The organism is Paenibacillus sp. 1-8 (assembly GCF_056316205.1).
Genome location: NZ_CM149995.1, coordinates 3,294,145 through 3,317,795, shown reverse-complemented (window position 1 = coordinate 3,317,795; position 23,651 = coordinate 3,294,145). Strand labels below are relative to the sequence as shown.

The window sequence follows — 23,651 nt, the reverse complement described above, 5'->3', positions numbered from 1 at the left end:
GTGTTGTCACAACCTTTCGTGCAGGATTTCGACAATCCTGGCAAGTGATAATAGAACAAAATTGAGTATAGCAGTTTGAAGTAGGAATGCAAGCGGTTGACGATGCTTTTATTTGTGAATGAGAGGAGCATGGAGACAACCCGGACTTTATGACGAAAAAACGAAGGCAGAGGATGTGGGACAGATGAAACAAATCGGAAGAGAAAAAAATCCTCGGCGGTTTTGTTCCCCCTTTTTTGTAGAATTATGGGTACTGGTATTTCTGGTTGAATTTATGAAGGGATCTCTTCTGGTAGCTATCCTGCCGGTATATATGGGAGAAACGCTCGGACTGTCAGCCGGAATTATCGGTCTGGCCTTTTCGCTCCAGTATTTTGGTGACAATGCGTTCCGGGCACCGGCGGGCTGGATAGCTGAACGGCTCGGCTACCGGGGAACGATGTCGACCGCGTTGCTGCTTACACTTGTTGCGGTGATCATGCTAAGCGTGTTGACAGAGCCAGTGTGGCTCGTAGTTGCCTGTCTGTTACTCGGTCTGGGCACTTCTCCGCTCTGGCCTTGTGTCATGACTGGAACGACTGAAATGTCCGGGCCTAATAACAGCAATGGTGCGGCGATGGGCACATTGGAAATTGCGTCCATGGGCGGAACAGGAATGGGGCCGCTTGTTATGAATTTCGCTATGGCACATTATGGTCATTCTTACGGAAGGGTGTTTATGATTTTGACAGGATGCAGTATTGTGCTGTTGTTGGTCTCCCTGATGCTGCCCGGACGGAAAGAGTCTGCCGACAACGGAGCGCTGCAACGGAGCGCTTTGGTGTCCTCCGACGGTCTTGCAAATCAAAAGCCGAAGCTACTGGGAGGAATCAAGGAGACGATCATTACACTCAAAACAAAACTAAATGTAAACCCATTAATTTACCCGGCTCTGTTTTTGCAATCGTTTGTTATCGGTCTAATCAGCCCGGTATTGACGCTGTACGCCCGTACGGACCTCGGAATTTCGCCGAATTTGTACAGTGTACTTCTAATTGCTGGCGGCGGGGTAACGGTGCTGGCGCTTATTCCTTGCGGAAAGCTGGTGGATCGGCTCGGAACAGAATACTTTCTGCACGCCGGTTTTTTACTTGCCGGGATTACGCTGTTTTTCTTTTCCGCCGTCCGATCCATTCCGCTTGTGTTTGTATCCGTAGCCCTCATCGGCTTGGGCTATGCGCTCATTTTGCCTGCATGGAACACGTTCCTCGCCAAATTGATCCCAGAAAGCGAGCGAGCGACGATATGGGGTTTTTTTCTGACACTCCAAGGTTCAGGTATGGTCATCGGTCCGCTCGTTTCAGGAGTGCTGTGGGACCGCGCAGGACACACAGCTCCATTTATCATCAGCGGAGTTGTAATGCTGCTCATGTTCGGCTGTCATCTGGCTTTGGCACGTAATCCGCGCAGAAAGACGGCTGAAGCCTGATTGGTAGCTTGATTGGCCAATGCTGGTTACTCTTTTGGGAAAGCCATTCGGTACAGCGGCAGCAAACGCTCAAAAGTGGAACGCACTGCCTGTAGTAATGCAGACCCGTCGCTGGCGAGTGGATCTTCCCGGTCAATACGGATACCACACATGACCTCGGCTTTTTTAACCTGTTGCAGCTTGTCAATGATTGTTTGAAAATCCTTCTCGTCCATTTGCTTTTGCTCCGTACCTTCCGGGGCCATATGATCCATGGACCAGTAAAAATGATCCGGTAGGCTAGTGCGAACATCGCTCAGATTGGCTTTGAGTGCCTGGGCAAACGTGGTTTTGTTCAGGCTTTCATAAATAATCGCGAAAATGATGAACAGATGAGAAGAAAACATCCCTACCTCAAAATGCGGCAACGCCTTGTATCCACGCTTGTTTGCCGCCCAAGCTACCCAGGAATCCTTGGGAGGATTCACTTTGCGCCGTGCATGCTTTGCAACGTGAACGTGCATAGGCTCGCCACACAAGTCCGTCAGGAAAGGAGCCAACTCCGCACCAATCGCTTCCAGTTTGGGTCGAACCTGTTCAATCAGTACCTCCATGCGAGGCTCCAGCCCCGGTATTTCAAAAACATCAAAGTCCTTTGCTGTAAATCCATTGAACGTCATACCTTTTCCTCCTGTAACTGGGTTAAGCCATTTCGTGTGGCGTAATATGTCCGATTATAGCATAACGTCAGCAGGCTTGACCGACTTTAGACCGACTTTAGGCCGGGTTTGGGACAAGCGCATAAGGCAAAAGTAGGATTGTGCGTTGTTACTCATAAAAATAGGTCAAATAACCAAGTACCCTTACATAAAATGAAGTATAAAATAGAGCAAGGGAAGATCAAGCGGGAAAGCCGCAGGCTTGCTGTAGCCGGACTTCTTGAATCGGACTTGAAAAAGGAGGGAATGCCGTGAACAAGGGCTGCGAGGTAGAATATTGCAATCTGGAGCTCCGGTTTAGCCGTCGGCATATCCATAATCTGATCAAGGATTTGATATCGGAAGGGTATTCGTTGTACTGGAGCGAGGATGAGTCGTACCTGGTGCTGTCGGTAAGAACCGGGCGCAAGCTGGTGAAGCTTCGTTTTCAACAATTGCGTACAGGGCACTACAAGTTGGCCGGAGATTATGTGATCCGCGACGCCAAGCTGGCGGAGTGGTTGGAAAAGCTGATTGGAAGCACCCGAGGCCATGCCATTGTCAAAAGAGTTAAGGACCATCATATTTTGGTGGAAAATATTTTGTTCGGTGAGGTCATTCGTCTGGTCGAGGTTACCGGTTTTAAGCAACGCGTTATTTATCAGAAGGGACCAGTGCTGTCAGCGCAGGAGATGGAGGATATGTACTTTTCCAATGAGGGAGAGACCCGACTGCTGCTGCTCAGAATGGAAGTGGATATTGAATTGGAGAGGCTTTTCACGGCAATGACAGAGGGAGATACGGTCAGAGCCGGGAACTGCCATGAACGCCTGCAAGCGCTATCCCGCCAACTGCTGATGATGGAAGCATAATGATGTAGATTTAGTATAACTGAACACCTCATGAAAATGGGGTGTTTTGATCTGCGAATAGACAGGGGTTCACTTCTGATACCAAAAACGTTAAAATAGAATTGCACGTGTTCCGATTCACTCAAAGTGTAATGCGGTAAAGCGGCGATTTAGAATAAAAAATATGTTGCAAAGGATGAGGAACCAGATGGCAAAACAGCAGATTGGTGTGATCGGTCTGGCAGTAATGGGTAAGAATTTGGCCCTTAATATTGAGAGCAGAGGCTTCACCGTCTCGGTTTTTAACCGCTCTCCAGAAAAAACGCACGATCTTATCAAAGAAGCAGAAGGTAAAAAACTGACGGGTACTTTCTCCATTGAAGAATTTGTGAACTCTCTGGAATCACCCCGTAAAATCCTGATCATGGTTCAAGCGGGTAAAGCAACAGATGCTACGATTGAGCAGCTTGTGCCTCATCTGGACAAGGGCGACATTATTATAGACGGAGGCAATGCCTACTTCCCTGATACACAGCGCCGCAGCAAGGAGCTGGAGGAAAAAGGACTTCGCTTTATTGGTACAGGCGTATCCGGTGGTGAAGAAGGCGCCTTGAACGGTCCTTCCATCATGCCGGGTGGACAAGAAAGTGCCTACAAGCTGGTAGAGCCGATTCTGACGGCAATCTCTGCTAAAGTGAATGGCGACCCATGCTGCACATATATCGGTCCTGACGGTGCTGGTCACTATGTAAAAATGGTGCATAACGGTATCGAGTACGGTGACATGCAATTGATCGGTGAAGCTTATCACCTGTTGAAATCGGTCCTGAATGTGAATGCGGAAGAGCTTCATGAAATCTTCACAGAATGGAATAAAGGCGAGCTGGACAGCTACCTGATCGAAATCACGGCTGACATCTTCTCCCAATATGATTCCGAAACAGGCAAACCAATGGTAGACGTTATTCTGGACGCTGCGGGTCAAAAAGGTACTGGTAAATGGACAAGCCAAAGCGCGCTGGATCTGGGCGTTCCATTGTCCATGATCACCGAATCTGTATTCTCCCGCTTCCTGTCTGCTATGAAAGACGAGCGCATTGCGGCAAGCAAAGTGCTGAGTGGTCCTAATGCTGAATCCTTCAGCGGCGACAAAAAAGAATTTATCGAAAGCGTACGTAAAGCATTGTTCGCAAGTAAAATTGTGTCTTATGCTCAAGGCTTTGCACAAATGCGTGCAGCTTCCGATGAATACAATTGGGATTTGAAATACGGAAAAATCGCTATGATCTTCCGCGGCGGTTGCATTATCCGTTCGCAATTCCTGCAAAACATCAAGGAAGCGTATGACCACGATCCTGCTCTGAAAAACCTGTTGCTGGATTCCTACTTCAAAAATGTAGTAGAAACTTACCAAAACGCATGGCGTCAGGTGATTTCCGTAGCTGTATCTCAAGGTATTCCAGTGCCTGGCTTCTCCAGTGCGCTTGCATACTATGACAGCTACCGTACTGAGCGTCTGCCAGCAAACTTGCTGCAAGCACAACGTGACTACTTCGGTGCGCATACGTTCAAACGTGTGGACAAAGAAGGCGTATTCCATCACCAATGGTTCTAATGAAATGGCGAATATGCTAGGATAACAGCAATGAATACAACGGAAGCTTCTTTTGCCCTCTGTGGCGGAGGAAGCTTCCGTTTTTCTTTAGTGGATTGTCTTAGCTTTCGACACTGTGGTATGATAAGAATAGTTATTTTAATACATCACCGCGTCTAAGCTTTGAGTCACGACAAAAAAGACGGGAAGATCCCGTCTCATTTGGTGCAGCATTTTACTGCTCTTGTGACCATTGCAGCATGCCGCCGGTCATGTTAGTGCAGCCTTCATAACCGAGTTGTTGTAAATATTCGCAGGCTCGTTCGCTGCGATAACCGCTCCGGCAAATAAAGATAATTTCACCGGTACGTTCAATTTCCTCAAGACGACTTGGAATCTGTCCGAGCGGAATATGCTTGGCACCGTCAATCATGCCTTCCGCTACTTCTCCTGCCTCACGAACGTCGATCAGTTGCAATTGTTCGCCTGCTTGCAGGCGTGCACGAAGCTCAGAAGGTTCAATCAGGGCGATTTGCGTCATGGCCGGACCTCTTTTCTGAATATAAAATAGGTGACTCGTGTGTTAATGGCTTATACCAAACCTCTTATACACTCTATGTATGATATCCAAGCTATCTGCAAGCTGTCAATCGGGCTAATCCTAAAGGCGGGTATAGATTAATGAATCGCCGGGATGAAGCTCGGGCAGGCTTTGCTTGATATTCAGTGTTTTTCTGGTGGAGAAATGAACATCACAGCTTGTATAATTAACGTAAAACGAGTTGGTTAAAATCCGAAAAGGAGCATGTACATTATGGATGTTATCGTTAGACCTACCCCTTCGTTGCAAGGGGAGATTGGGGCCTTGTCCTCCAAAAACTACACTACACGCTATTTGCTGACAGCAGCGCTTGCCGATGGACAAAGTACCATTTATTTTCCGGCACACAGTGAGGACAGTGATGCTATGCGTCGTTGTATCGCTGATCTGGGGGCAGTGCTGGAAGAGGATGATGAAAAAATAGTCATTACGGGCTTTGGCAGCCATCCTCGTGCTGTGAAGGAGCTCAATGTAGGTAACGCCGGAGCAGTGCTTCGTTTTTTGATGGGGATCGCATCGCTGTGCCCGGATGTTACTTTCGTCAATACATATCCCGATTCGCTGGGAAAACGACCACATGATGATCTGATCGACGCATTGGGTCAGCTGGGTGTACAGGTAGATCATCGTGAAGGTAAGCTTCCGATCCACATTCAGGGCGGTCAGCCCAAAGGCGGCAAAATTCAGGTATCCGGTTCGGTTAGCTCGCAATATTTGAGTGCCTTGCTATTCCTCACGCCGTTATTGGAGGAAGATAGCGAAATTGAGGTGCTGCATGATCTGAAATCCAAGGTGGTTATTGGTCAGACGCTGGAGGTGCTCCAAGAGGCAGGCATTATCATTCATGCAAGTGATGATTATATGTCTTTCCGTGTGCCGGGACGACAATCTTATCAGCCACGCACATATACCGTGCAGGGCGATTATCCGGGCAGCGCCGCGGTGCTGGCGGCGGCTGCGGTCACGAACTCGGATGTCACCATCCATCGGCTAAAGGAGCAGAGCAAGCAGGGAGAACGTGCTATTGTAGATGTGCTTCGTATGATGGAAGTACCGCTGACGCACGAGAACGACACCGTTGTCGTGAAGGGGAATGGCCGTTTGAAGGCCGTTGAATTTGACGGCGATGCTGCAACCGATGCGGTGCTGGCGATGGTGGCTGCGGCTGTATTTGCTGACGGCACGTCCCGTTTTTATAATGTGGAAAATTTGCGGTACAAGGAATGTGATCGCATTACTGATTATTTGAACGAACTGACCAAGGCCGGAGCTCGGGTGGAGGAACGTCAGGCTGAAATTATCGTATATGGCAGACCGGAGGGGGTTGAAGGCGGTGTTGAAATTAACGCGCATTTTGACCACCGTGTTATTATGGCTTTGACAGTTGTCGGTCTGCGGGCACAGAAACCGCTGGTGATCAAGGATGCGCATCATGTTGCCAAATCATATCCGCAATATTTTGACCATCTGACGACGCTTGGCGCCTCTGTAGAGTGGGTAAAATAAAAGTAAGTTCTAAAAGTGGACAGGAGGGAAAAGGATGGCTTTTGAAAATCCGTCAAGGGAAGAGATCAAAAACATTTTGGAACAAGTGGGCAACATTGCGGTTGTAGGTTTGTCTGATAAAGCAGACCGGACCTCGCATATGGTGTCTTATGCGATGCAAAAGCGGGGATACCGTATTATTCCGGTTAATCCTGCGGCAGCGGGGCAAACGATTTTAGGAGAAACTTGCTATGCAAGTCTCGAAGAAGTACCCGAGCCTGTCGAGTTGGTCAATGTATTCCGTCGCAGTGAGTACTGTGCGGAGGTTGCTCGTGAGGCGGCTGCTATAGGTGCGAAGGTTTTGTGGCTTCAACAGGGCATTATCAGCCAGGAAGCCGCTGACATTGCGCAGGAGCATGGAATGACGGTTATTATGGATCGTTGCATCAAGGTAGAGGATTCCATAACCCAAGCAGTACGTAAAGGATAATCTGGACATGAAGAAAAACCTTCGCCCCTATGAAATACGGGGAGAAGGTTTTTGGTGTGTGGAAATTGGGCTATATTATGCTTATAGGAATCCATATAATGTATGTATGCCATTTTTGTGATATTATCTTGGTGAATGAGCTCAATCGACAGTATTGAGACGCTGATCCATATTTCTTATAAAAATGTTTCACTCATGCTGCATCTCCCTTTGTTTCAGAATAATATGGTCCAAGCTGATAAACACGCAAAATATAACTTAAATAAGACGTTTGAATAGAGCTATTCAGACCTGAAAGGCGTATATAAGTATTTTTTATCAAGCAAGAGAATCGCTTTGACAAAAGTATTTATTCGACTTACCATCAGGGATAGAAAGGAGAGGAATGCCATGAACTGGCTCGGATCCTTACAACAGCTTGGTCGGGCTGTCATGCTCCCGACGATGGTGTTACCGGCTGCTGCTATATTACTAAGTCTCGGAAGCCTTCCCTGGTCCACGTGGGGATTTCCAATGGTGTCTGAAATGGCTAATGCAGCAGGGCGTGGGATTTTTTATTTTTTGCCGTACTTGTTTGCGGTTGGTGTAGCACTCGGCATGTCGAATCAGGCAGGTCAGGCAGGACTGGCGGCATTGGCTGGTATGGCTATATATGATCAGGTCACATTGAGATTTGGAAACGGACTCATTCATCCCGCGACGCTCATTGGCATCATTTTGGGTGTCATTTCAGGAGTGGCGTATAACCGCTTCAAAAGCATTAAGCTGCCTGAGGTACTCCAATTTTTTGGAGGGACTCGATTTGTTTTGCTGCTGATTGGCTTGTTCTCCGCTGTGTTCGCAGGACTGATGCTGATAGTGGCACCACTCATTCAGAGAGGATTGCAATTTATAGCAGGTCTGGAATTGAGTCTGGGCGGCTTCGGATTGTTTATTTACGGTATTTTGTATCGGGTGCTGGCGGCTTTTGGCCTTCATCATCTGCTAAATAATATATTCTGGTTTCAACTTGGTACATATAAAACGCCGTCAGGCGACATAGTGCAGGGGGATTTACCCCGTTTCTTTGCTGGCGATCCGACGGCGGGCTATTTTATGTCAGGGTTGTTTCCGATTATGATGTTTGCGATTCCAGCCATTGCGCTGGCGATTATTCAGGAAGCGCGTGAAGATTTGAAACCAAAGGTGCAAAAGACGTTTTTGACTGCTGCACTCGTCTGCTTTTTTACTGGTGTATCAGAACAAATTGAGTTTGCATTTTTGTTTGCTGCTCCTTATTTGTTCCTCGTTCATGCAGTCATGTCAGGTCTGGCCATGTGGCTTACTTTTGAGCTGGATATTCATCACGGTTTTTCATATTCAGCGGGTTTTATAGATTACGTACTCAATTTCCATCTGTCACATAACGCCTGGTTGTTGATTCCGTTAGGCGTGGCGTATGGGCTGGTGTATTATGTGCTATTCCGCTGGGCGATTCGGAGGTTCCGTATTCCCACTCCAGGCCGCGAGGAAGGTTCGGTTCTGGAGGATTGGGCAGGCAATATTCCCTACAGCGCACCGCTCATTTTGGAGGCGCTTGGAGGGAAGGAAAATATTGTTCGGGTGGAAGCCTGCATTACACGGCTGCGCCTCACCGTCCACAATGATCGGCTGATTGATACCGGAGCGATAAAAGCTTTGGGCTCGGCTGGACTCATCAACCTGGGAGGGGGCAACTTGCAGGTTGTGTTCGGGACGTATTCGGAGCTGATTCGTGAGGAAATCGCGAAGCTTATGGAGCGTGATCTTCCTCAAGTGTTGTTCAACGCCCCGGTGCATGGAAAAATGCTGCCGATTCACGAGGTGCCGGACAAAATTTTTGCAACGAAGCTGGTCGGGGACGGAGTTGCTTTTGTTCCCGAACGAGGTGAACTTGTATCTCCGGTGTATGGTACGGTTATGCATCTGTATCCGACCATGCACGCTTTAGGCATCTCTACACGAGAGGGACTTGAGGTTCTGCTTCATATAGGGATTGATACTTCACAGCTAAAAGGGAATTTTACTGCTATGGTAGAAGCAGGCGATACAGTGGAACCGGGACAATTGCTGATCAAATTTGATTTGCAGGCACTGCGGGAACAAGCTCCATCGTTAGTGACCCCTATGGTCATTACGAACCCGGATCGCGTGAAGTCATGGAGCTTTGCTCCGTTTAAAACAGTGAAAAAAGGTCAGGCCTCGGTAATGTCCGTTGTGCTGCATGACAGGAATGTTGGAGGGGTAGAGACATGATAGAAGGCATCGGCGCCGCAGCAGGTGTGGCAATCGGGAAGGCATTTGTCCTGCCGAGCTGGGAGTGGGATTTACCTGATCAAAAAATGGATGCGGTAGATCTCGCAAAGGAATTTGAACGGTTGTATGAAGGGATACGCACATCCAAAAGTGAAATCCAGTTTATTAAGGATGAGTTTCGAGAGATGGTGGGGCCGGAGGAATCCAGCATTTTTGATGCGCATCTAGCTATATTGGAGGACCCTGAATTCATGAACGAGGTTCGTGGAATCATCGAGCGCCAATACAAAGCAGCTGAGGTGGCTGTTAAGGAAGCAATTGACCATTTTGTGACGATGTTTGATCTGCTGGATGATGAGTATATGAAGGAGCGGGCGATCGACATCAAGGATGTGGGGAATCGGCTGCTCAAGCATTTGCTGGGTGCGCCGGAAGTAACTCTTCCGAAGGACACACAGCCTTACATTCTGGTAGCCAAGGAGCTTTCTCCATCTCAATCGGCCCACTTGAATCCAAGCTATGTATTAGGAATTGTGACTATGAATGGGGGTAAAACATCGCATTCCGCGATCATGGCCCGTGCGATGGGCATTCCGCTCGTTTCGGGGCTGGAGAGCAACCTCAATTTGCCTGTCCAGACGGGAGATATGATGGTTGTCGACGGAGACTTTGGGAAGGTTTACGTGAACCCAGAAAAATCCATTATTGATCATTATACGGCATTACGTGATGAGCAGCGCCGCAGAAAAGAACAGCTTCAGGTGCTCGCTTCCGTGGAAGCCGTGACCAAGGATGGAACTGAACTGAGGCTGGCAGCCAACATCAGCTCTGTCAAGGAACTGGAGGTGGCATTGAAGCATGGAGCGCAGGGTGTGGGACTGTTCCGCACGGAATTTTTATATATGGATCGAAACTCCGCACCGGATGAAGATGAGCAGTATGAAGTGTATCGGCTGGTAGCAGGAAAGGCAGGAAACCACTCCGTTGTTATCCGTACATTGGATATCGGCGGGGATAAGCCGCTGGACTATCTTCAACTGCCGGAGGAGGAAAATCCGTTTTTAGGCTATCGCGCTATACGTATCAGTCTCGATTGGAAGGAATTATTCAAGACTCAATTGACAGCTATTTTACGTGCCAGTGCGGCAGGGAATATCAAGGTTATGTATCCTATGATTTCATCGGTGGAGGAGATCCGTCAGGCGGATGCGATCTTGAAGGAAGCTATGGCGGATTTGGATGCGAGAGGACTTGCCTATAACCCGCATATCCAGCAAGGGATTATGATTGAGGTGCCAGCGGCAGCAATGATTGCCGATCTGCTGGCGGCTGAAACGGATTTTTTCAGTATAGGCACGAATGATTTGGTACAGTATGTGCTGGCCGTAGACCGCATGAACGAGCAGATTGCGCATATGTACCATCCATACCATCCGGCGGTGCTGCGGATGCTGCGTATGACGGCGCAGGCTGCTCATCAGGCAGGGATTGATGTGAGTGTGTGCGGTGAAATGGCAGGAGATGAACGTTCCATTCCCCTGTGGCTAGAGCTGGGAATACATCAGCTTAGCATGTCTCCCCAGTCCTTGCTGCGAGTCAAGCATCGTGTACTGAACACGTCCGCAGCAGAGGCAACGTTGGTTGCCCAGGCGTGCTTCAGCATGTCTACCGGCGCGGCGATCGAAGATAAGCTGACCGCAGTTAATGTCGGCTATATTCCGGCCGGGCCAGGAAGCCAGTAATCATGCACTAGCTGTGCATTTTGTTTGGAAATAAAAAAAGCACCTTCAAAACCACATTAGCCATGGTTTTGAAGGTGCTTTTGCTCATTTTATTGGAACTGACTTATTTTTGAGCATTGTTTGCCAACAGATCGCAAAACGCTTTTCCATATGGTGGAAGGTCAGGTGGGCGGCGGGCAGATACGATATGTCCGTCCGTCACGACAGCTTCGTCCTTCCAGATGGCGCCTGCGTTTTCCATATCATCACGGATACCCGGTGTGGATGTTACAGTGACACCGTCCAAAATTTTGGCGGAAATCAGCACCCAGCCTGCATGGCAGATTTGCCCGATAGGCTTTTGGGCGGCGTGAAACTCCTGTACGAGTTGAATCACCTTGGGATAGCGGCGCAGTTTATCCGGCGCCCAGCCTCCGGGGACAAGAATTCCGTCATAATCGCGGCTGTTCAGTTCTTCAAAGGCATATTCCGCTTCAGCAGGTACGCCATATTTTCCGATATATTTTTTACCCTTTTCAGCACCGGCCAAATGCACTTCTGCGCCTTCTTCACGAACACGGTACACGGGGTACCATAGCTCCAGATCCTCGAATTCCTCATCTACCAGGGCGATAACCTTTTTTCCGGCAAGTCTCGACATCTAACCATCCTTTCGTGCGTCACTTGATGACACTGCTGTTTTATAATCTGTACCTTATACATCTTAAGAAAAAGATCGCCGGAAGTCCATTCCTCTGTACGTTCTTGGTAAATAACAAGCTCTTTCAATGCCAGCATCACCTTTCTCGCAACCTGCTAAACCTTTGGTAATTTGTTCATAGCTGCAAACTGTGGAAGGATTTGAGGTCCCAAAGTCGAAATAAAAAAGGGTGTGAAAAATTTTATAGAGTTAACAAATCTTTTATAGACTAGTAGATAGATATATCTGGATTCTGATGAAATCCTCATATAGCTTGATCCTACGTAATGAGGTGGTTAAATGCATAAGCAATGCCAATGTGGTAAACCGATGGGGCTGGAGTTGAGAAATGTGATATATGCGGACAAGGTTGAAATTTTACATGTTCCCGTATTTTCATGCCCTTCATGCTTCTCCAGTGAGGTTTTGCAGCATGTAACGAAGGACATCAAGGAGCTATTGCAAAATTTGGGGAGCAAGCCTACGGCTCGGCGCATTTCCTTTGCCCGTAACAACGAGCTGGCTGAAATTATTCGCAAGCTGGTGCTGGAGGAAGCGGACAATCCCAATGTGGACTGGCAATCCTCTTTGGAGGAGCGAATGGAGCTTCGAATCAACCTGCTGCTGGACCTTTATCGTTATGCGAGAAGTCTGGGAGATGAGGATTGGATGAACGATGTACAGAAAAAATTGGTGCAATTATCCGGTTTTACCAGTGAATCGGTGTTTATGAATTCAAAAAACTAAAAAAAATGAAAATTTTCATGGTCACCATTGGATTTTACATGTTCTTTTTGTTAGGATGTGAATAGGACATACGACAATACGCGGAAAGGAATGTATATCCAATGGCGACGATGACAAAAGTGGCTACTGTTCAACAATTAAATGCGGCGCTGGAAGCGTCATCAGACAAGGCATTGCTTCTTTTTAAACATAGCACGCGCTGTCCGATTAGCTCTGGCGCACATCAGGAACTGGAGTCCTATTTGCAAGGCACTCCCAACGAAAATATTGAATACGGTATCATTTATGTAGTGGAAGACCGGCCGGTGTCCAATGAGGCTGCGAACAAGCTCCAGTTACAGCATGAATCACCGCAGGCCATTTTGATCAAGGGCGGAGAGGCTGTCTGGCATACATCCCATTCGAATATCACTGCGCGTGCGCTTCACGATCATTTGGTATAGATAGAATGAGCGCTGTCGTTGCATAAAGTAGTATTTTGTCGTATCATGGTTCTAATTAGTTGTTCTTGGATTCGGTTGAAAATTTATTGGCAATGGAGAGAAGGAATTTGACGGTAACGATCTATGATGTAGCTCGCGAAGCTGGTGTCTCAATGGCGACAGTGTCCCGTGTAGTTAACAATAATCCTAACGTAAAACCTCAGACACGCAAGAAGGTATATGAAGCGATTGAGCAATTGGGATATCGGCCTAATGCGGTGGCTAGAGGTCTGGCCAGCAAGAAGACAACAACCGTCGGCGTGGTTATCCCTGATATATCAAACTCAATTTTCGCAGAGATTGCGCGGGGCATTGAGGATATTGCGAATATGTATCACTATAACATTATTTTGTGTAATGCCGATAAGAGGAAAGAAAAAGAGATTCGTGTCATCAATACGCTGCTCGAAAAGCAGGTTGATGGACTTCTGTTCATGGGTGGCACAGTAACGGACGAGCATATTCAGGCCTTTCATACGGCTGCGGTTCCTATCGTTCTGTGCGCAACGAGTGATGAGAAAGGCAGCTACCCTTCGGTTGATATTGACCATGAAGCCGCTGCTTTTGATGCAGTGAATACATTGATCCGCCACGGGCACCGTCAAATCGCGATGATTAGTGGTACGCTTCAGGACCCTGCGAACGGCTATGCACGTTTCCAAGGCTACAAGAGAGCGCTGGAAGCAGCAGGAATTGAGTATCAGGAAGATCTCGTGCGCATCGGGAACTATCGTTATGAGTCCGGTGTGGAGGCAATGAAGTATTTCCTGGGCCTCAAGAAAAAGCCAAGCGCGATTTTTGCGGCTACAGATGAAATGGCGATTGGTGCGATTCATAGCATTCAGGATGAAGGCTTGAAAGTACCGGACGATTTTTCTGTCATCAGTGTGGACAATATCCGTATGGCTTCCATGGTTCGTCCGCAGCTTACGACGGTGGCGCAACCGATGTACGATTTGGGTGCAGTAGCGATGCGTTTGCTGACCAAGCTGATGAAGAAGGAAAACGTGGAAAATCCTCGCGTCATTTTGCCGCATGAAACGATTTTGCGGTTGTCGGTTAATTATCTAGACTAGACAGATTTGTTAACAGGATAGACCTTCGATGAGCTCCTTTAATGGAGCTTTTTTCGTGAATACATAGTCTAATGCACATCATTAAACAAAGAATAGAGGGATTTGAGATGAGTCGAATCTATGGATTAATTGGTGCCATGGATGAAGAAATTGAACTGCTGCTTGCTGCAATGACTGAAACTAGTAAGTCGGTCAAGGCTGGAATCACCTATACAAAGGGAGTCATTCACGGTCAACAGGTTGTCGTATGCAAGTCCGGTGTAGGTAAGGTCAATGCTGCGGTAACGACACAAATCCTTATCGATAGCTTTGGAGCGGAAGAAATCATATTTACAGGGGTGGCAGGGGCCGTGCATCCGGATTTAAATATTGGGGATATCGTGATTTCCTCGACGTGTATGCAGCATGATATGGATGTAACGCCTTTGGGTTATGCCAGAGGAGTCATTCCTTATCAGGATACCTCGGAGTTTGCGGCTGATCCTGTTCTTGTTCGTCTGGCTGAGCAAGCCTGTCAATCCATCGGCGATCATTATATTATCGGCAAGGTGCTCTCCGGTGACCAGTTTATCGCCAGCCGTGAACTGGTAGCTACATTGTATCAGGAGATGGACGGTGCTTGTACCGAGATGGAGGGCGCAGCAGTGGCTCAGACAGCCCATATGAACGCTGTGCCTTACGTTGTCCTCCGCTCTATGTCTGATAAGGCAGACGGATCTGCTCACGTTAATTTTGGCGAATTTACAGTAGCATCTTCCCATCGTTCGCATCGAATTGTGGAGTATATGCTGAAGCATTTGGGTTAAATGGCTAGTGGTGTAACATTTAATACATGAACCTTCTCACAAACCGGATATGGTCAAATTGTTCCCGTGATGTGAGGGGGACATCCTCTCCCATTCGGACCATTAGGCAATTCGCCGGGTGGGAGCATATTTCAGGATCATCCGTAGCGTACCAGACCATATCCACCGTTTTCATCAGACGTTCCATCATGCGGCGGTATTCCCATACGGAGAGACCGCTGCCTTTTAAATCCCAATGCCAATAGTACTCGGTCGTAAAAATGATATAGGATTCCAGTTGTCCGTCCTCAAAGGCGACCCGAATCATTTGGCTTCCCAGACCCAGTCCGCGATATTCGTCGGCTACCTCAATCGCTCCAAGCTCCAGCAGGTCCTTCATTCTGGCTTCCGACCAGCGTTCCATCTCATCCGGATAGTGAAAAGTCACGTATCCGAGAATGGTTTCCCCATCATGAGCGATGATAATCCTGCCTTCCGGCAGTCCCGAAATATCCACCAGCGCGTCGAATTGCTCCTTCGGCTTGCGAAAGGCGTCCAGTTGTGGATGCATTTGAAATGAACGCAGTTGATCAGCGGATACGGGGCCTTCTACGTAGATCCTTTGCCCGTTATGACTCAGCGTGTCCAAATGGTGCAGTTTTAAATGCTGCATACATGCGCCTCCTTGTTTACCGTGACCTAGCTCCCATATCCCCTACTTATAGCAAAAAAACAAATAAATGAAAAGGATGGTCGTCACATCCTCACCTATGATATACTGTTTTAGACATAATTTGTTCACAATTAGTCGCTTTTATCAGATGTTAAACAAAGGAATTGACATGCTTGTATTGAATTTGTAAGCGTTATCATGTTCTGTATTATTCTCATTATATCGTGAGGAGGCTGAACGCATGAAGATTGAAGAACTCCAGGCTGTAGTTCCCACATCCAACATGGGCCCGTATGAACAAGCTTACAACCGCTTTCAGTGGGAAGATGCAGAGCGTCATTTTACGTGGTATGAATCAGGCAAGGTGAACATGGCGCACGAAGCGATTGACCGGCATGTAGAGGAAGGGAGAGGTGACAAAACGGCGCTGTTGTATTGTGACGCGAACCGCCATGAAGCCTACACCTTTTCTGAGTTGCGTGCCAGCTCCAACAGGTTTGGCAATGTGCTGCGAAAATACGGCATTGGCAAAGGGGAGCGGGTATTTATATTCATGCCGCGTTCACCTGAGCTGGTCATTAGTTTGCTTGGCATTTTGAAGGTAGGAGCAGTCGTCGGGCCTTTGTTTGAGGCGTTTATGGAAACGGCGGTCAAGGATCGGCTGGAAGATAGCGGGGCGGTGGCGCTGGTGACCACGCATGCGCTTCTCTCGCGCGTACAACGTGAGGAACTTCCGGAGCTGCGGCATATTTTTGTGGTTGGCGATGTGGACGAACGGGAGCAAGGGATTATTGATTTTGAAACGGAAATGCTTACGTCCTCCGAGGAACTTGAACCGGAATGGCTGAGTCGTGAGGATGGGCTGATTATTCATTACACGTCAGGCTCAACGGGCAAGCCTAAAGGCGTATATCATGTCCAAAACGCGATGATTCAGCACTATTATACCGGTAAAATGGTGCTTGATTTGCGTGAAGATGATGTGTATTGGTGTACAGCCGATCCCGGCTGGGTTACAGGAACGTCCTACGGCATTTTCGCCCCGTGGCTGAATGGAGCAACAAATGTGATCCGTGGCGGTCGTTTTAGCCCCGGGGACTGGTACCGCACCATTGAGCGCCACGGGGTGACCGTATGGTATAGCGCTCCTACCGCGTTTCGGATGCTTATGAGCGCAGGGGAGGATATCGTTGACAAATATGATCTCGGAAGCCTGCGGCATGTGTTATCCGTCGGGGAGCCGCTAAATCCCGAGGTGGTGCGCTGGGGCTGGCAGGTATACAAGCAGCGTATTCATGATACCTGGTGGATGACGGAAACGGGTGGCCAAATGATCTGTAATTACCCTGAGCTGCCGATTAAGCCCGGCTCGATGGGAAAACCCTTGCCTGGCATTCAGGCGGCTATTCTGGACGACAGAGGGCAAGTGCTACCCCCTAATCGAATGGGGCACTTGGCGATACGTACACCGTGGCCCTCTATGATGAACCGTATATGGAACAACCCGAACAAATTTCAGGAGTATTTCCGTTTTTCCGGCTGGTATGTGTCCGGTGATTCTGCCTATATGGATGAGGACGGATACTTCTGGTTTCAGGGGCGTATTGATGATGTCATTAATTCGTCCGGGGAGCGAATCGGTCCATTTGAGGTCGAGAGCAAGCTTCTGGAGCATCCCGCTGTAGCGGAGGCTGGAGTGATCGGAAAGCCGGATACTGTGCGGGGAGAGATCATTAAAGCTTTTATCGCACTCCGTGAAGGCTACACCCCCTCTGAAGCCTTGCAGCAGGATATTTATCGCTTTGTCAAAGAAGGGCTGTCTGCCCATGCTGCACCACGCGAAATTGAGTTTAAGGAAAAGCTGCCCAAAACTCGTTCCGGTAAAATTATGAGACGTGTACTCAAAGCCTGGGAGCTTAATCTTCCTACAGGAGATTTGTCTACCATAGAGGATTGAAATGCTCATTTAGTAAGATACAAAAAAGGGAGTCTCCAAAGCCGTGATGGCTGAGAGACTCCCTTTTTGTTGAGCTGATAAAGTGGATTTTCACCAAATATCAGTATTTGTTGCTGTTGTGAGCTGTTATGGACGAACGGCTCCGGAAGGAGCTGATTCCCCCAAGGCATTCATGGAAGTGATGCGGAACCAACCCTTCGGTTTGCTGCCCGCTTTATATTGAAAGCTGGTGGATGCGGTGGAGCCGATGTTTGTAAAAGGCTCCGCACCGCTTTTACTATAATACACTTTATAGCCTGTAATCGCATCAGCAGGCTTTCCTGCACTCCATTGGAGCACTACGGCTGAGCCTGCTGCTTTCGCTTGAGGCTGCCCTGGAGCGGTAGGAATCTCCGTAGGCTGCGCACCCGTTCCATCTCCTTCACCCGGTACAACTGGATTCCCAGGATCAACAGGGGGCACTACAGGTGCTGCACTTGCTTGGGAGCTTGGCCCTGACTCATGTCCACCTACATCAACGGCAGTTACGTAGTAGCTGGAGCTGCTGCCACCCGGGCTGTCAGAGAACACTTTAGAGCCATCAGCCATGACGACCTCACCAAGCCGTTGGAAACTGCCCCCATCCGTAGAACGATATAGGCGGTATCCTACGACATCGCTGTTTCCGCTTGGGCTAAAGCTGATCATAGCTTTGCCGTCACTATAGCTTACGCTAACGTTAGACGGAGCACTAGGATCGGCTCCATCGTCTTTACGCGGATCAATCCGGGTAGGAGCCGTCTTATCTGCATCCTGAGGCAGATAGTAGGACAACGAGTTATGTCGTCTCATCACCTTAAAGGCTTGCTGAAGCTCTTTAATCAATTCTGAGATTGGCTTTTCCCGTCTCCTAACGGTCCGTTCATACAACATATCATCCGGTGTACCATCGCGTGGAATATAATTCACACCTTGGTAGGTAATATATTTGGCACGAGTGACACCATTTTCACTGTTTTTGGGTAGATACTTACTGTTGTAAATATCCGAGCCGTATACGGACGCTGTTCTTGTTACAATACCGTCTGGTCGCTTGAAGCTGTCGGTTTGGAACAAATTCGGCTCCTTTGCGGTTACTTCATTCATGATTTGCGCCCACAGGCGACGTGCCCGCTCTTTTTGTGCTTTTGTTTCGAGCTTATTGACAGGTTGCTTGTAACCAACCCATACACCCAGTGTGACGTCAGGCGTAAAGCCCTCGAACCATACATCGGTATAGGATTGTGTAGTGCCTGTTTTACCGGCAATCGGAATCTTGCCAGCTTGATCGAAATTACGCTTCACCAGTCTGCCTGTACCTTCCGACACGGCTGTACGCAGCATATCCGTCATCAGATAGGCGGTTTGTGGTGTAAAGGCTTGTACAGGATTAGGCTGATGCTTATAAACAATATTGCCTTGCGAGTCCACAATCTTTTCAATCATGTAGGCGTCATTAAATACACCGCCATTTGGAATCGAACCATAAGCATTCGTCAGTTCCTCGACTGTGACCCCGTGGGCCAAGCCGCCGAGTACACCCGTCTGGGCATTGTTATCACTTGGTTCCAAGGTGGTAATGCCTAGCTTCTTGGCAAAATCCCAAGCTTTGCTGATACCTACTTTTTCGTTAAACAACTTGAGTGCTATCGTATTTAGTGACTGATTCAGCGCATAACGGGCCGTAACCAGCCCCTGATAGCGGTTATTGGCGTTTTTCGGGATGTGATACCCATTGCTGCCATCCTTCAAAATAATAGGTGCATCATCCACGATGCTGCCAGGCTGCACGAGACCGCTGTCCAATGCAGGGAGATAGGCGGCAATCGGCTTCATAGCCGATCCCGGCTGGCGTACCATCTGGGTAGCATAATTCATCTGTTCCTTTTGGAAATCCCGGCCTTCCATCATACCGAGAATCGCGCCTGTTTTATGCTGGATTAGAATCGCGGCTGCTTGCTCGTCACCCTTGGTTTTACTTGTGGCAGAGAAATTATTCTTATTCTCTGCAATTTGGCGCATCGACTTGTAGATGCTTTTATCAATAGTGGTGTATACCATATAACCACCTGTTCGAAGCTGCTGTTCAGCTTCTTTGAGCAAATCGTTATCATCCTTGGTTTTGGCATCTGCGCTGGCATTGGCCGCTTGACCCGGATTTGTGACCGACATGAGTGCCTGCGCAGCTTGACGTTCCATCTCCATCATAAGATACGGATACGTGTTATAGGCTTTAACGGTGCGTGGAGCAAGTGACTTTTTGATATCAAAAGCCATCGCCTCATCATACTGTGACTGATTGATTTTATTCTCCTCCAGCATTCGGCTGAGTACCAGGTGCTGGCGGTTGATCGCCCTTTTAAAGCCGGACTCGTTAAATTCGCCCTTACCGTTGTAAGCGGAATAAGAGGAAGGAAGCTGTGGCAGACCTGCCAGATAGGCGGCTTGAGCCACATTCAGCTTACTCAGATCATTCTCGTTAAAAATACCTTTGGCAGCTGCTTTGATCCCAAAGACGTTATAACCGCTAGACCCGTTACCAAAAGGTACTTTATTGAGATAGGCCGTAATAATTTGCTGTTTGCTCAGGAATCGCTCAAGGCGCAGCGAGAGCAAAATTTCCTTGACCTTGCGGTCATCCGTGCGATCCAGATTCAGAAAGACACGACGGGCAAGCTGCTGGGTCAGGGTGCTTCCCCCGGTTTGTACGGATTCATGCAGCGCTTTTTGTTTTATAGCCCGCAGCGTTCCCGACAGATCGACACCTTTATGCTCGTAAAAATGGTTATCTTCAATAGCAATGACTGCGTTAATAACGAGTTGCGGAATCTCCTTAAACGTGACAGGACGTCGATCTTCTTCTGTCCGGAGCTGTCCGATAGGGGAGCCATCATTGAAATAAGCGAAGCCTGTAATGGCATTTTTGTCTATTTCCTGTTCAATCATGGATCTGGAGCGTACAGGCTCGCTTTTCACGATAGAGGCTACATAGCCGGCTGCGGCTCCTCCTGCGAACAGCGCTCCCATAAAACCGATGATGACGACCCACTTTATGACACGGCCGAGCCTCCGCATGGTTGTCCGTAAGCGGGAAGGCTTTGGCTCTGACACATTGTTTTTTTCTTCAACCATTAAGTCTTCCTCCTTTATAACAGCCATTATTATAGCATAAAATTACAAAATGAACCCATATGCTAAAAAGCCTGTCTTTTGGTGTCGTTGACTCTATAAAAGTGGTGTGTTATAAATAGGTCAAAGTAAATATCGTGAAAAGCAGAGAAAGACTTCAGTAGAAGGTGGAATCACGTTGTGCAGAGAGCCGATGGTTGGTGCGAATCGGTAACGACCCTCCTTTGAATTACCGTCTGGAGCTGTCTGGATGAATGGTAGAGCTTTTGCAGATTTGCGAAGCTGACCATAGTAATCCAGTACCGGGTGTAGGCCCGTTATAGGAATGAAGTGAAAGAAACGCTTGTCTTTGGCATACGTTTCTTTAATTAGGGTGGTAACGCGAGCAGCTCCTTCTCGTCCCTTGGGATGAAAGGGGCTTTTTGGTTTGTTTAATATGTAATATTTTGGATAAAAACAGGAGGTATACAGAATGAAGTGGGAAGAAATGAAGCCTGAGCAGCAGGCAGAGGTAGAACGCCAATTAAATGTGATTCAACGCGGTGTGGCAGAAATTGTACCGGAGGACGAGCTGAAGCGTAAGGTTATTAAATCGGTCGTTAGCGGTGAGCCGCTCCAAATTAAATTAGGACTTGACCCATCTGCGCCGGATATTCACATCGGGCATACGGTCGTTATGCATAAGCTGCGCCAGTTTCAGGAGCTTGGTCATCAGGTACAACTTATCATCGGTGATTTTACGGGCAAGATTGGTGATCCGACAGGCAAATCGGAAACTCGTAAGCAACTGACCGAGGAAGATGTCCAGCGCAATGCCCAGACGTATAAGGAGCAGATATTCAAAATTCTGGACCCCGAAAAAACAAAGGTATACTACAATTCCCATTGGTTGGCTCCCATGTCTTTTGCCGATGTGGTAACACTGGCCGCTAAAGTAACTGTCGCACGTATGCTGGAACGGGATGACTTTACGAAAAGATACCAAAACGGCTTGCCGATCAGCATCCATGAATTTTTCTACCCGTTGATGCAAGGGATGGATTCCGTGGAACTCCGAAGCGATATCGAGCTGGGGGGTACAGATCAAAAGTTCAATTTGCTGATGGGCAGAACTCTGCAAAAGGAGTACGGAGTGGAGCCACAGGCCACCATTACGTTGCCACTGCTTGAAGGGCTGGATGGCGTGCAGAAGATGAGCAAAAGCCTGGGCAACTACATTGGTGTCGATGAGGAGCCGAACGAAATCTACGGAAAATCCATGTCGGTTCCTGATGAACTGATGCTTAAATATTTTGAGCTGGCAACAGATTTGAACAATGAGGAACTGGCTGAGCTGGCGGAAGGCATTAAGAACGGTTCAGTGCATCCGCGTGACGCCAAAATGAAGCTGGCTGGAACGCTGGTACGTATGTACCACGGTAAGGAAGCAGAGGAAGCAGCGAAGCAGCATTTTGTGACCGTATTCCAGCAAAGAGCGCTGCCTGACGATATTGAAGAGTTCACTTTGACGGCCGATCATTTGGAAGATGGCGGCATCCGTGTCATCCAATTGTTGACTCATTTGGGCTTTGCGGCTTCCAATGGTGAAGCCAAACGCAGCATTCAACAGGGCTCGGTCAAAATTAATGAAGAGAAATGGACCGATGTAAACGAAGCATACACGCCGCAGGAAGGCGATATTGTGCAAGTGGGTAAACGTAAGTTTGCCAAAATCAAGCTGGGCTGATAAAAATGTGAGATACATGGCGGGAGAGAGGTAGTCCTGCGTTCAATTTAGTCTACATCGCTGGACTTCTCCAGATTCAAATCAGGCCGCTTCGTTGTTGCCTGCCGTTAATCACCTTTATTTTAACAACGCAGAGACATGCATAGTGTTTCTGCGTTGTTTTTATTTCTACTAAAGTAAAAAGGCAGGCTGTGGTAAACTTAGCACAAATGATCAAACAGGCATGTGCAGGATTGTACATAATGGATTACGAAGTCTTGCTAAATTCGCTTGGCGGATGAATCGTCAAACCATGACAAGTAAGGGGAAGAATCGTATGGACTACTTTAAAAGAATACAGTGTGCGATTGAGTTTATTGAAATGAACCTTCGGGAGGAGTTGAAAATTACGGAAATTGCTTCGCAAGCTTGCTTTTCAGCCTTTCATTTTCAGCGGCTTTTTCAGGCGATTTCGGGTTTTACGGTTCAACAGTATATAAGGAAGAGGAGATTATCGGAGGCGGCTGTAGGGCTGAAACAGTCTAATCAAAAGGTATTAGATATTGCTCTTGAATACCAGTACAGTTCGCAAGAAGCGTTTACACGTGCTTTTGAAAAAAGTTTTGGTGTCACCCCGGGAAAATACCGGAACAGTGATATAGATATTTCTCAGCAACACAAGATTAATTTTCTGGATTATCAAAAAAACACCAAAGGGGATTTGGATGTGAATAAGCCGGTAATGCTGCAATTCGATACGATTAAGGTCATAGGCCATGAGTACAAAACAAACCTGAATCATGAGCAGCATTATAATGAGATTCCAGGATTTTATGAACACTTTGGAACGAATGAGCATTTTATGCGTATTCCGAATAAAATTGCACCGGGCATGTCGTACGGTATTGCTTGCTCTTTTCAAGATAATGGTGAGTTTTCATTTGTGATTGGCGAGGAAGTTGAGGGAGAATCGGAAGATTTGGCAGAGGGGTTTATCTATATGGAGATTCCTGCAGGAAAGTATGCCGAATTTAACGCTTCAGGTCCGAGTGGCCGGGTTCAGGATGTGCGAAACTATATCTACGGTACATGGCTCCCCAATTCTAATTTTGAGCGTAGGGAAGGACCTGATTTTGAAATCACTGACGTGATGAATTCCTCCTTTCCCGATCATTTGGATATTAAGGTATATATACCGATCGAATAAAATGTTGCAAG

General features: G+C 47.8%; 19 protein-coding genes and 1 other annotated feature. Of the genes, 14 read left to right on the top strand and 5 right to left on the bottom strand.

Annotated elements, in window-relative coordinates; genetic code table 11:
• Window positions 1–184: 184 nt before the first annotated feature.
• Window positions 185–1,468: an MFS transporter gene (locus AC0WRU_RS15040; RefSeq protein WP_476125368.1), complete on the top strand. Its 1,284-nt coding sequence runs from the start codon at window positions 185–187 to the stop codon at window positions 1,466–1,468.
• A 26-nt stretch (window positions 1,469–1,494) separates the two neighbouring features.
• Here the strand turns inward: AC0WRU_RS15040 and AC0WRU_RS15035 are convergent, their stop codons facing one another.
• Complete coding sequence (locus tag AC0WRU_RS15035; RefSeq protein WP_476125367.1) at window positions 1,495–2,127, bottom strand: YktB family protein; 633 nt, start codon at window positions 2,125–2,127, stop codon at window positions 1,495–1,497.
• Window positions 2,128–2,417: 290 nt separating this feature from the next.
• Between AC0WRU_RS15035 and AC0WRU_RS15030 the strand changes: the two genes are divergently transcribed.
• The gene (locus tag AC0WRU_RS15030) at window positions 2,418–3,017 is read left to right on the top strand and encodes a hypothetical protein (protein ID WP_476125366.1); all 600 of its coding nucleotides are present in this window, start codon (window positions 2,418–2,420) and stop codon (window positions 3,015–3,017) included.
• A gap of 187 nt (window positions 3,018–3,204) precedes the next feature.
• Window positions 3,205–4,611, top strand: coding sequence for an NADP-dependent phosphogluconate dehydrogenase (gene gndA / locus AC0WRU_RS15025; RefSeq protein ID WP_025684263.1), 1,407 nt, complete (start codon window positions 3,205–3,207; stop codon window positions 4,609–4,611).
• 214 nt (window positions 4,612–4,825) lie between these two features.
• Here the strand turns inward: gndA and AC0WRU_RS15020 are convergent, their stop codons facing one another.
• Window positions 4,826–5,131, bottom strand: coding sequence for a rhodanese-like domain-containing protein (locus AC0WRU_RS15020; RefSeq protein WP_476125365.1), 306 nt, complete (start codon window positions 5,129–5,131; stop codon window positions 4,826–4,828).
• Between the two features lie 273 nt (window positions 5,132–5,404).
• Here AC0WRU_RS15020 and aroA point away from each other — a divergent pair, with 273 nt between their 5' ends.
• The 4 genes from aroA to ptsP all read left to right on the top strand — a co-directional run bounded on the left by aroA (window position 5,405) and on the right by ptsP (window position 11,182).
• Complete coding sequence (gene aroA / locus AC0WRU_RS15015) at window positions 5,405–6,697, top strand: 3-phosphoshikimate 1-carboxyvinyltransferase (RefSeq protein ID WP_476125364.1); 1,293 nt, start codon at window positions 5,405–5,407, stop codon at window positions 6,695–6,697.
• 34 nt (window positions 6,698–6,731) lie between these two features.
• On the top strand, window positions 6,732–7,166 hold the full coding sequence (locus AC0WRU_RS15010) for a CoA-binding protein (RefSeq protein ID WP_476125363.1): 435 nt from the start codon (window positions 6,732–6,734) through the stop codon (window positions 7,164–7,166).
• Between the two features lie 390 nt (window positions 7,167–7,556).
• Window positions 7,557–9,440, top strand: coding sequence for a glucose PTS transporter subunit IIA (locus AC0WRU_RS15005; RefSeq protein ID WP_025684259.1), 1,884 nt, complete (start codon window positions 7,557–7,559; stop codon window positions 9,438–9,440).
• Entirely contained in the window at window positions 9,437–11,182 is a 1,746-nt protein-coding gene (ptsP, locus tag AC0WRU_RS15000) for a phosphoenolpyruvate--protein phosphotransferase (RefSeq protein WP_476125362.1), read from the top strand. Before AC0WRU_RS15005 ends, ptsP begins: the two co-directional genes overlap by 4 nt.
• A gap of 103 nt (window positions 11,183–11,285) precedes the next feature.
• On the opposite strand, the gene AC0WRU_RS14995 is transcribed toward ptsP, so the two are convergent.
• Window positions 11,286–11,822, bottom strand: a complete 537-nt coding sequence (locus tag AC0WRU_RS14995) for a type 1 glutamine amidotransferase domain-containing protein (RefSeq protein ID WP_025684257.1) — start codon at window positions 11,820–11,822, stop codon at window positions 11,286–11,288.
• 339 nt (window positions 11,823–12,161) lie between these two features.
• On the opposite strand from AC0WRU_RS14995, the gene AC0WRU_RS14990 reads away from it, so the two are divergent.
• The 4 genes from AC0WRU_RS14990 (at window position 12,162) to AC0WRU_RS14975 (ending at window position 14,972) form a co-directional block, all read left to right on the top strand.
• Window positions 12,162–12,608, top strand: a complete 447-nt coding sequence (locus AC0WRU_RS14990; RefSeq protein ID WP_476125361.1) for a hypothetical protein — start codon at window positions 12,162–12,164, stop codon at window positions 12,606–12,608.
• A gap of 101 nt (window positions 12,609–12,709) precedes the next feature.
• The gene (gene ytxJ, locus AC0WRU_RS14985) at window positions 12,710–13,051 is read left to right on the top strand and encodes a bacillithiol system redox-active protein YtxJ (protein ID WP_476125360.1); all 342 of its coding nucleotides are present in this window, start codon (window positions 12,710–12,712) and stop codon (window positions 13,049–13,051) included.
• 107 nt (window positions 13,052–13,158) lie between these two features.
• Window positions 13,159–14,166 (top strand): catabolite control protein A, encoded by a 1,008-nt coding sequence (gene ccpA, locus AC0WRU_RS14980; protein WP_025684254.1) that lies wholly within the window; start codon window positions 13,159–13,161, stop codon window positions 14,164–14,166.
• Window positions 14,167–14,273: 107 nt separating this feature from the next.
• Window positions 14,274–14,972: a 5'-methylthioadenosine/adenosylhomocysteine nucleosidase gene (locus AC0WRU_RS14975; protein ID WP_476125359.1), complete on the top strand. Its 699-nt coding sequence runs from the start codon at window positions 14,274–14,276 to the stop codon at window positions 14,970–14,972.
• 19 nt (window positions 14,973–14,991) lie between these two features.
• Here AC0WRU_RS14975 and AC0WRU_RS14970 read toward each other — a convergent pair whose 3' ends face one another.
• A complete protein-coding gene (locus tag AC0WRU_RS14970) occupies window positions 14,992–15,624 on the bottom strand; it encodes a GNAT family N-acetyltransferase (RefSeq protein WP_476125358.1) in 633 nt (210 codons plus the stop codon).
• Between the two features lie 241 nt (window positions 15,625–15,865).
• Between AC0WRU_RS14970 and acsA the strand changes: the two genes are divergently transcribed.
• The gene (acsA, locus tag AC0WRU_RS14965; RefSeq protein WP_476125357.1) at window positions 15,866–17,581 is read left to right on the top strand and encodes an acetate--CoA ligase; all 1,716 of its coding nucleotides are present in this window, start codon (window positions 15,866–15,868) and stop codon (window positions 17,579–17,581) included.
• Between the two features lie 126 nt (window positions 17,582–17,707).
• Here acsA and AC0WRU_RS14960 read toward each other — a convergent pair whose 3' ends face one another.
• Window positions 17,708–20,731 (bottom strand): transglycosylase domain-containing protein, encoded by a 3,024-nt coding sequence (locus AC0WRU_RS14960; protein ID WP_476125356.1) that lies wholly within the window; start codon window positions 20,729–20,731, stop codon window positions 17,708–17,710.
• A 135-nt stretch (window positions 20,732–20,866) separates the two neighbouring features.
• Window positions 20,867–21,135: a binding site (T-box leader), on the top strand.
• Between the two features lie 65 nt (window positions 21,136–21,200).
• On the opposite strand from AC0WRU_RS14960, the gene tyrS reads away from it, so the two are divergent.
• Window positions 21,201–22,454: a tyrosine--tRNA ligase gene (gene tyrS / locus AC0WRU_RS14955; protein ID WP_476125355.1), complete on the top strand. Its 1,254-nt coding sequence runs from the start codon at window positions 21,201–21,203 to the stop codon at window positions 22,452–22,454.
• Window positions 22,455–22,770: 316 nt separating this feature from the next.
• Window positions 22,771–23,640: an AraC family transcriptional regulator gene (locus tag AC0WRU_RS14950; RefSeq protein WP_476125354.1), complete on the top strand. Its 870-nt coding sequence runs from the start codon at window positions 22,771–22,773 to the stop codon at window positions 23,638–23,640.
• The last annotated feature ends 11 nt before the right edge of the window (window positions 23,641–23,651 follow it).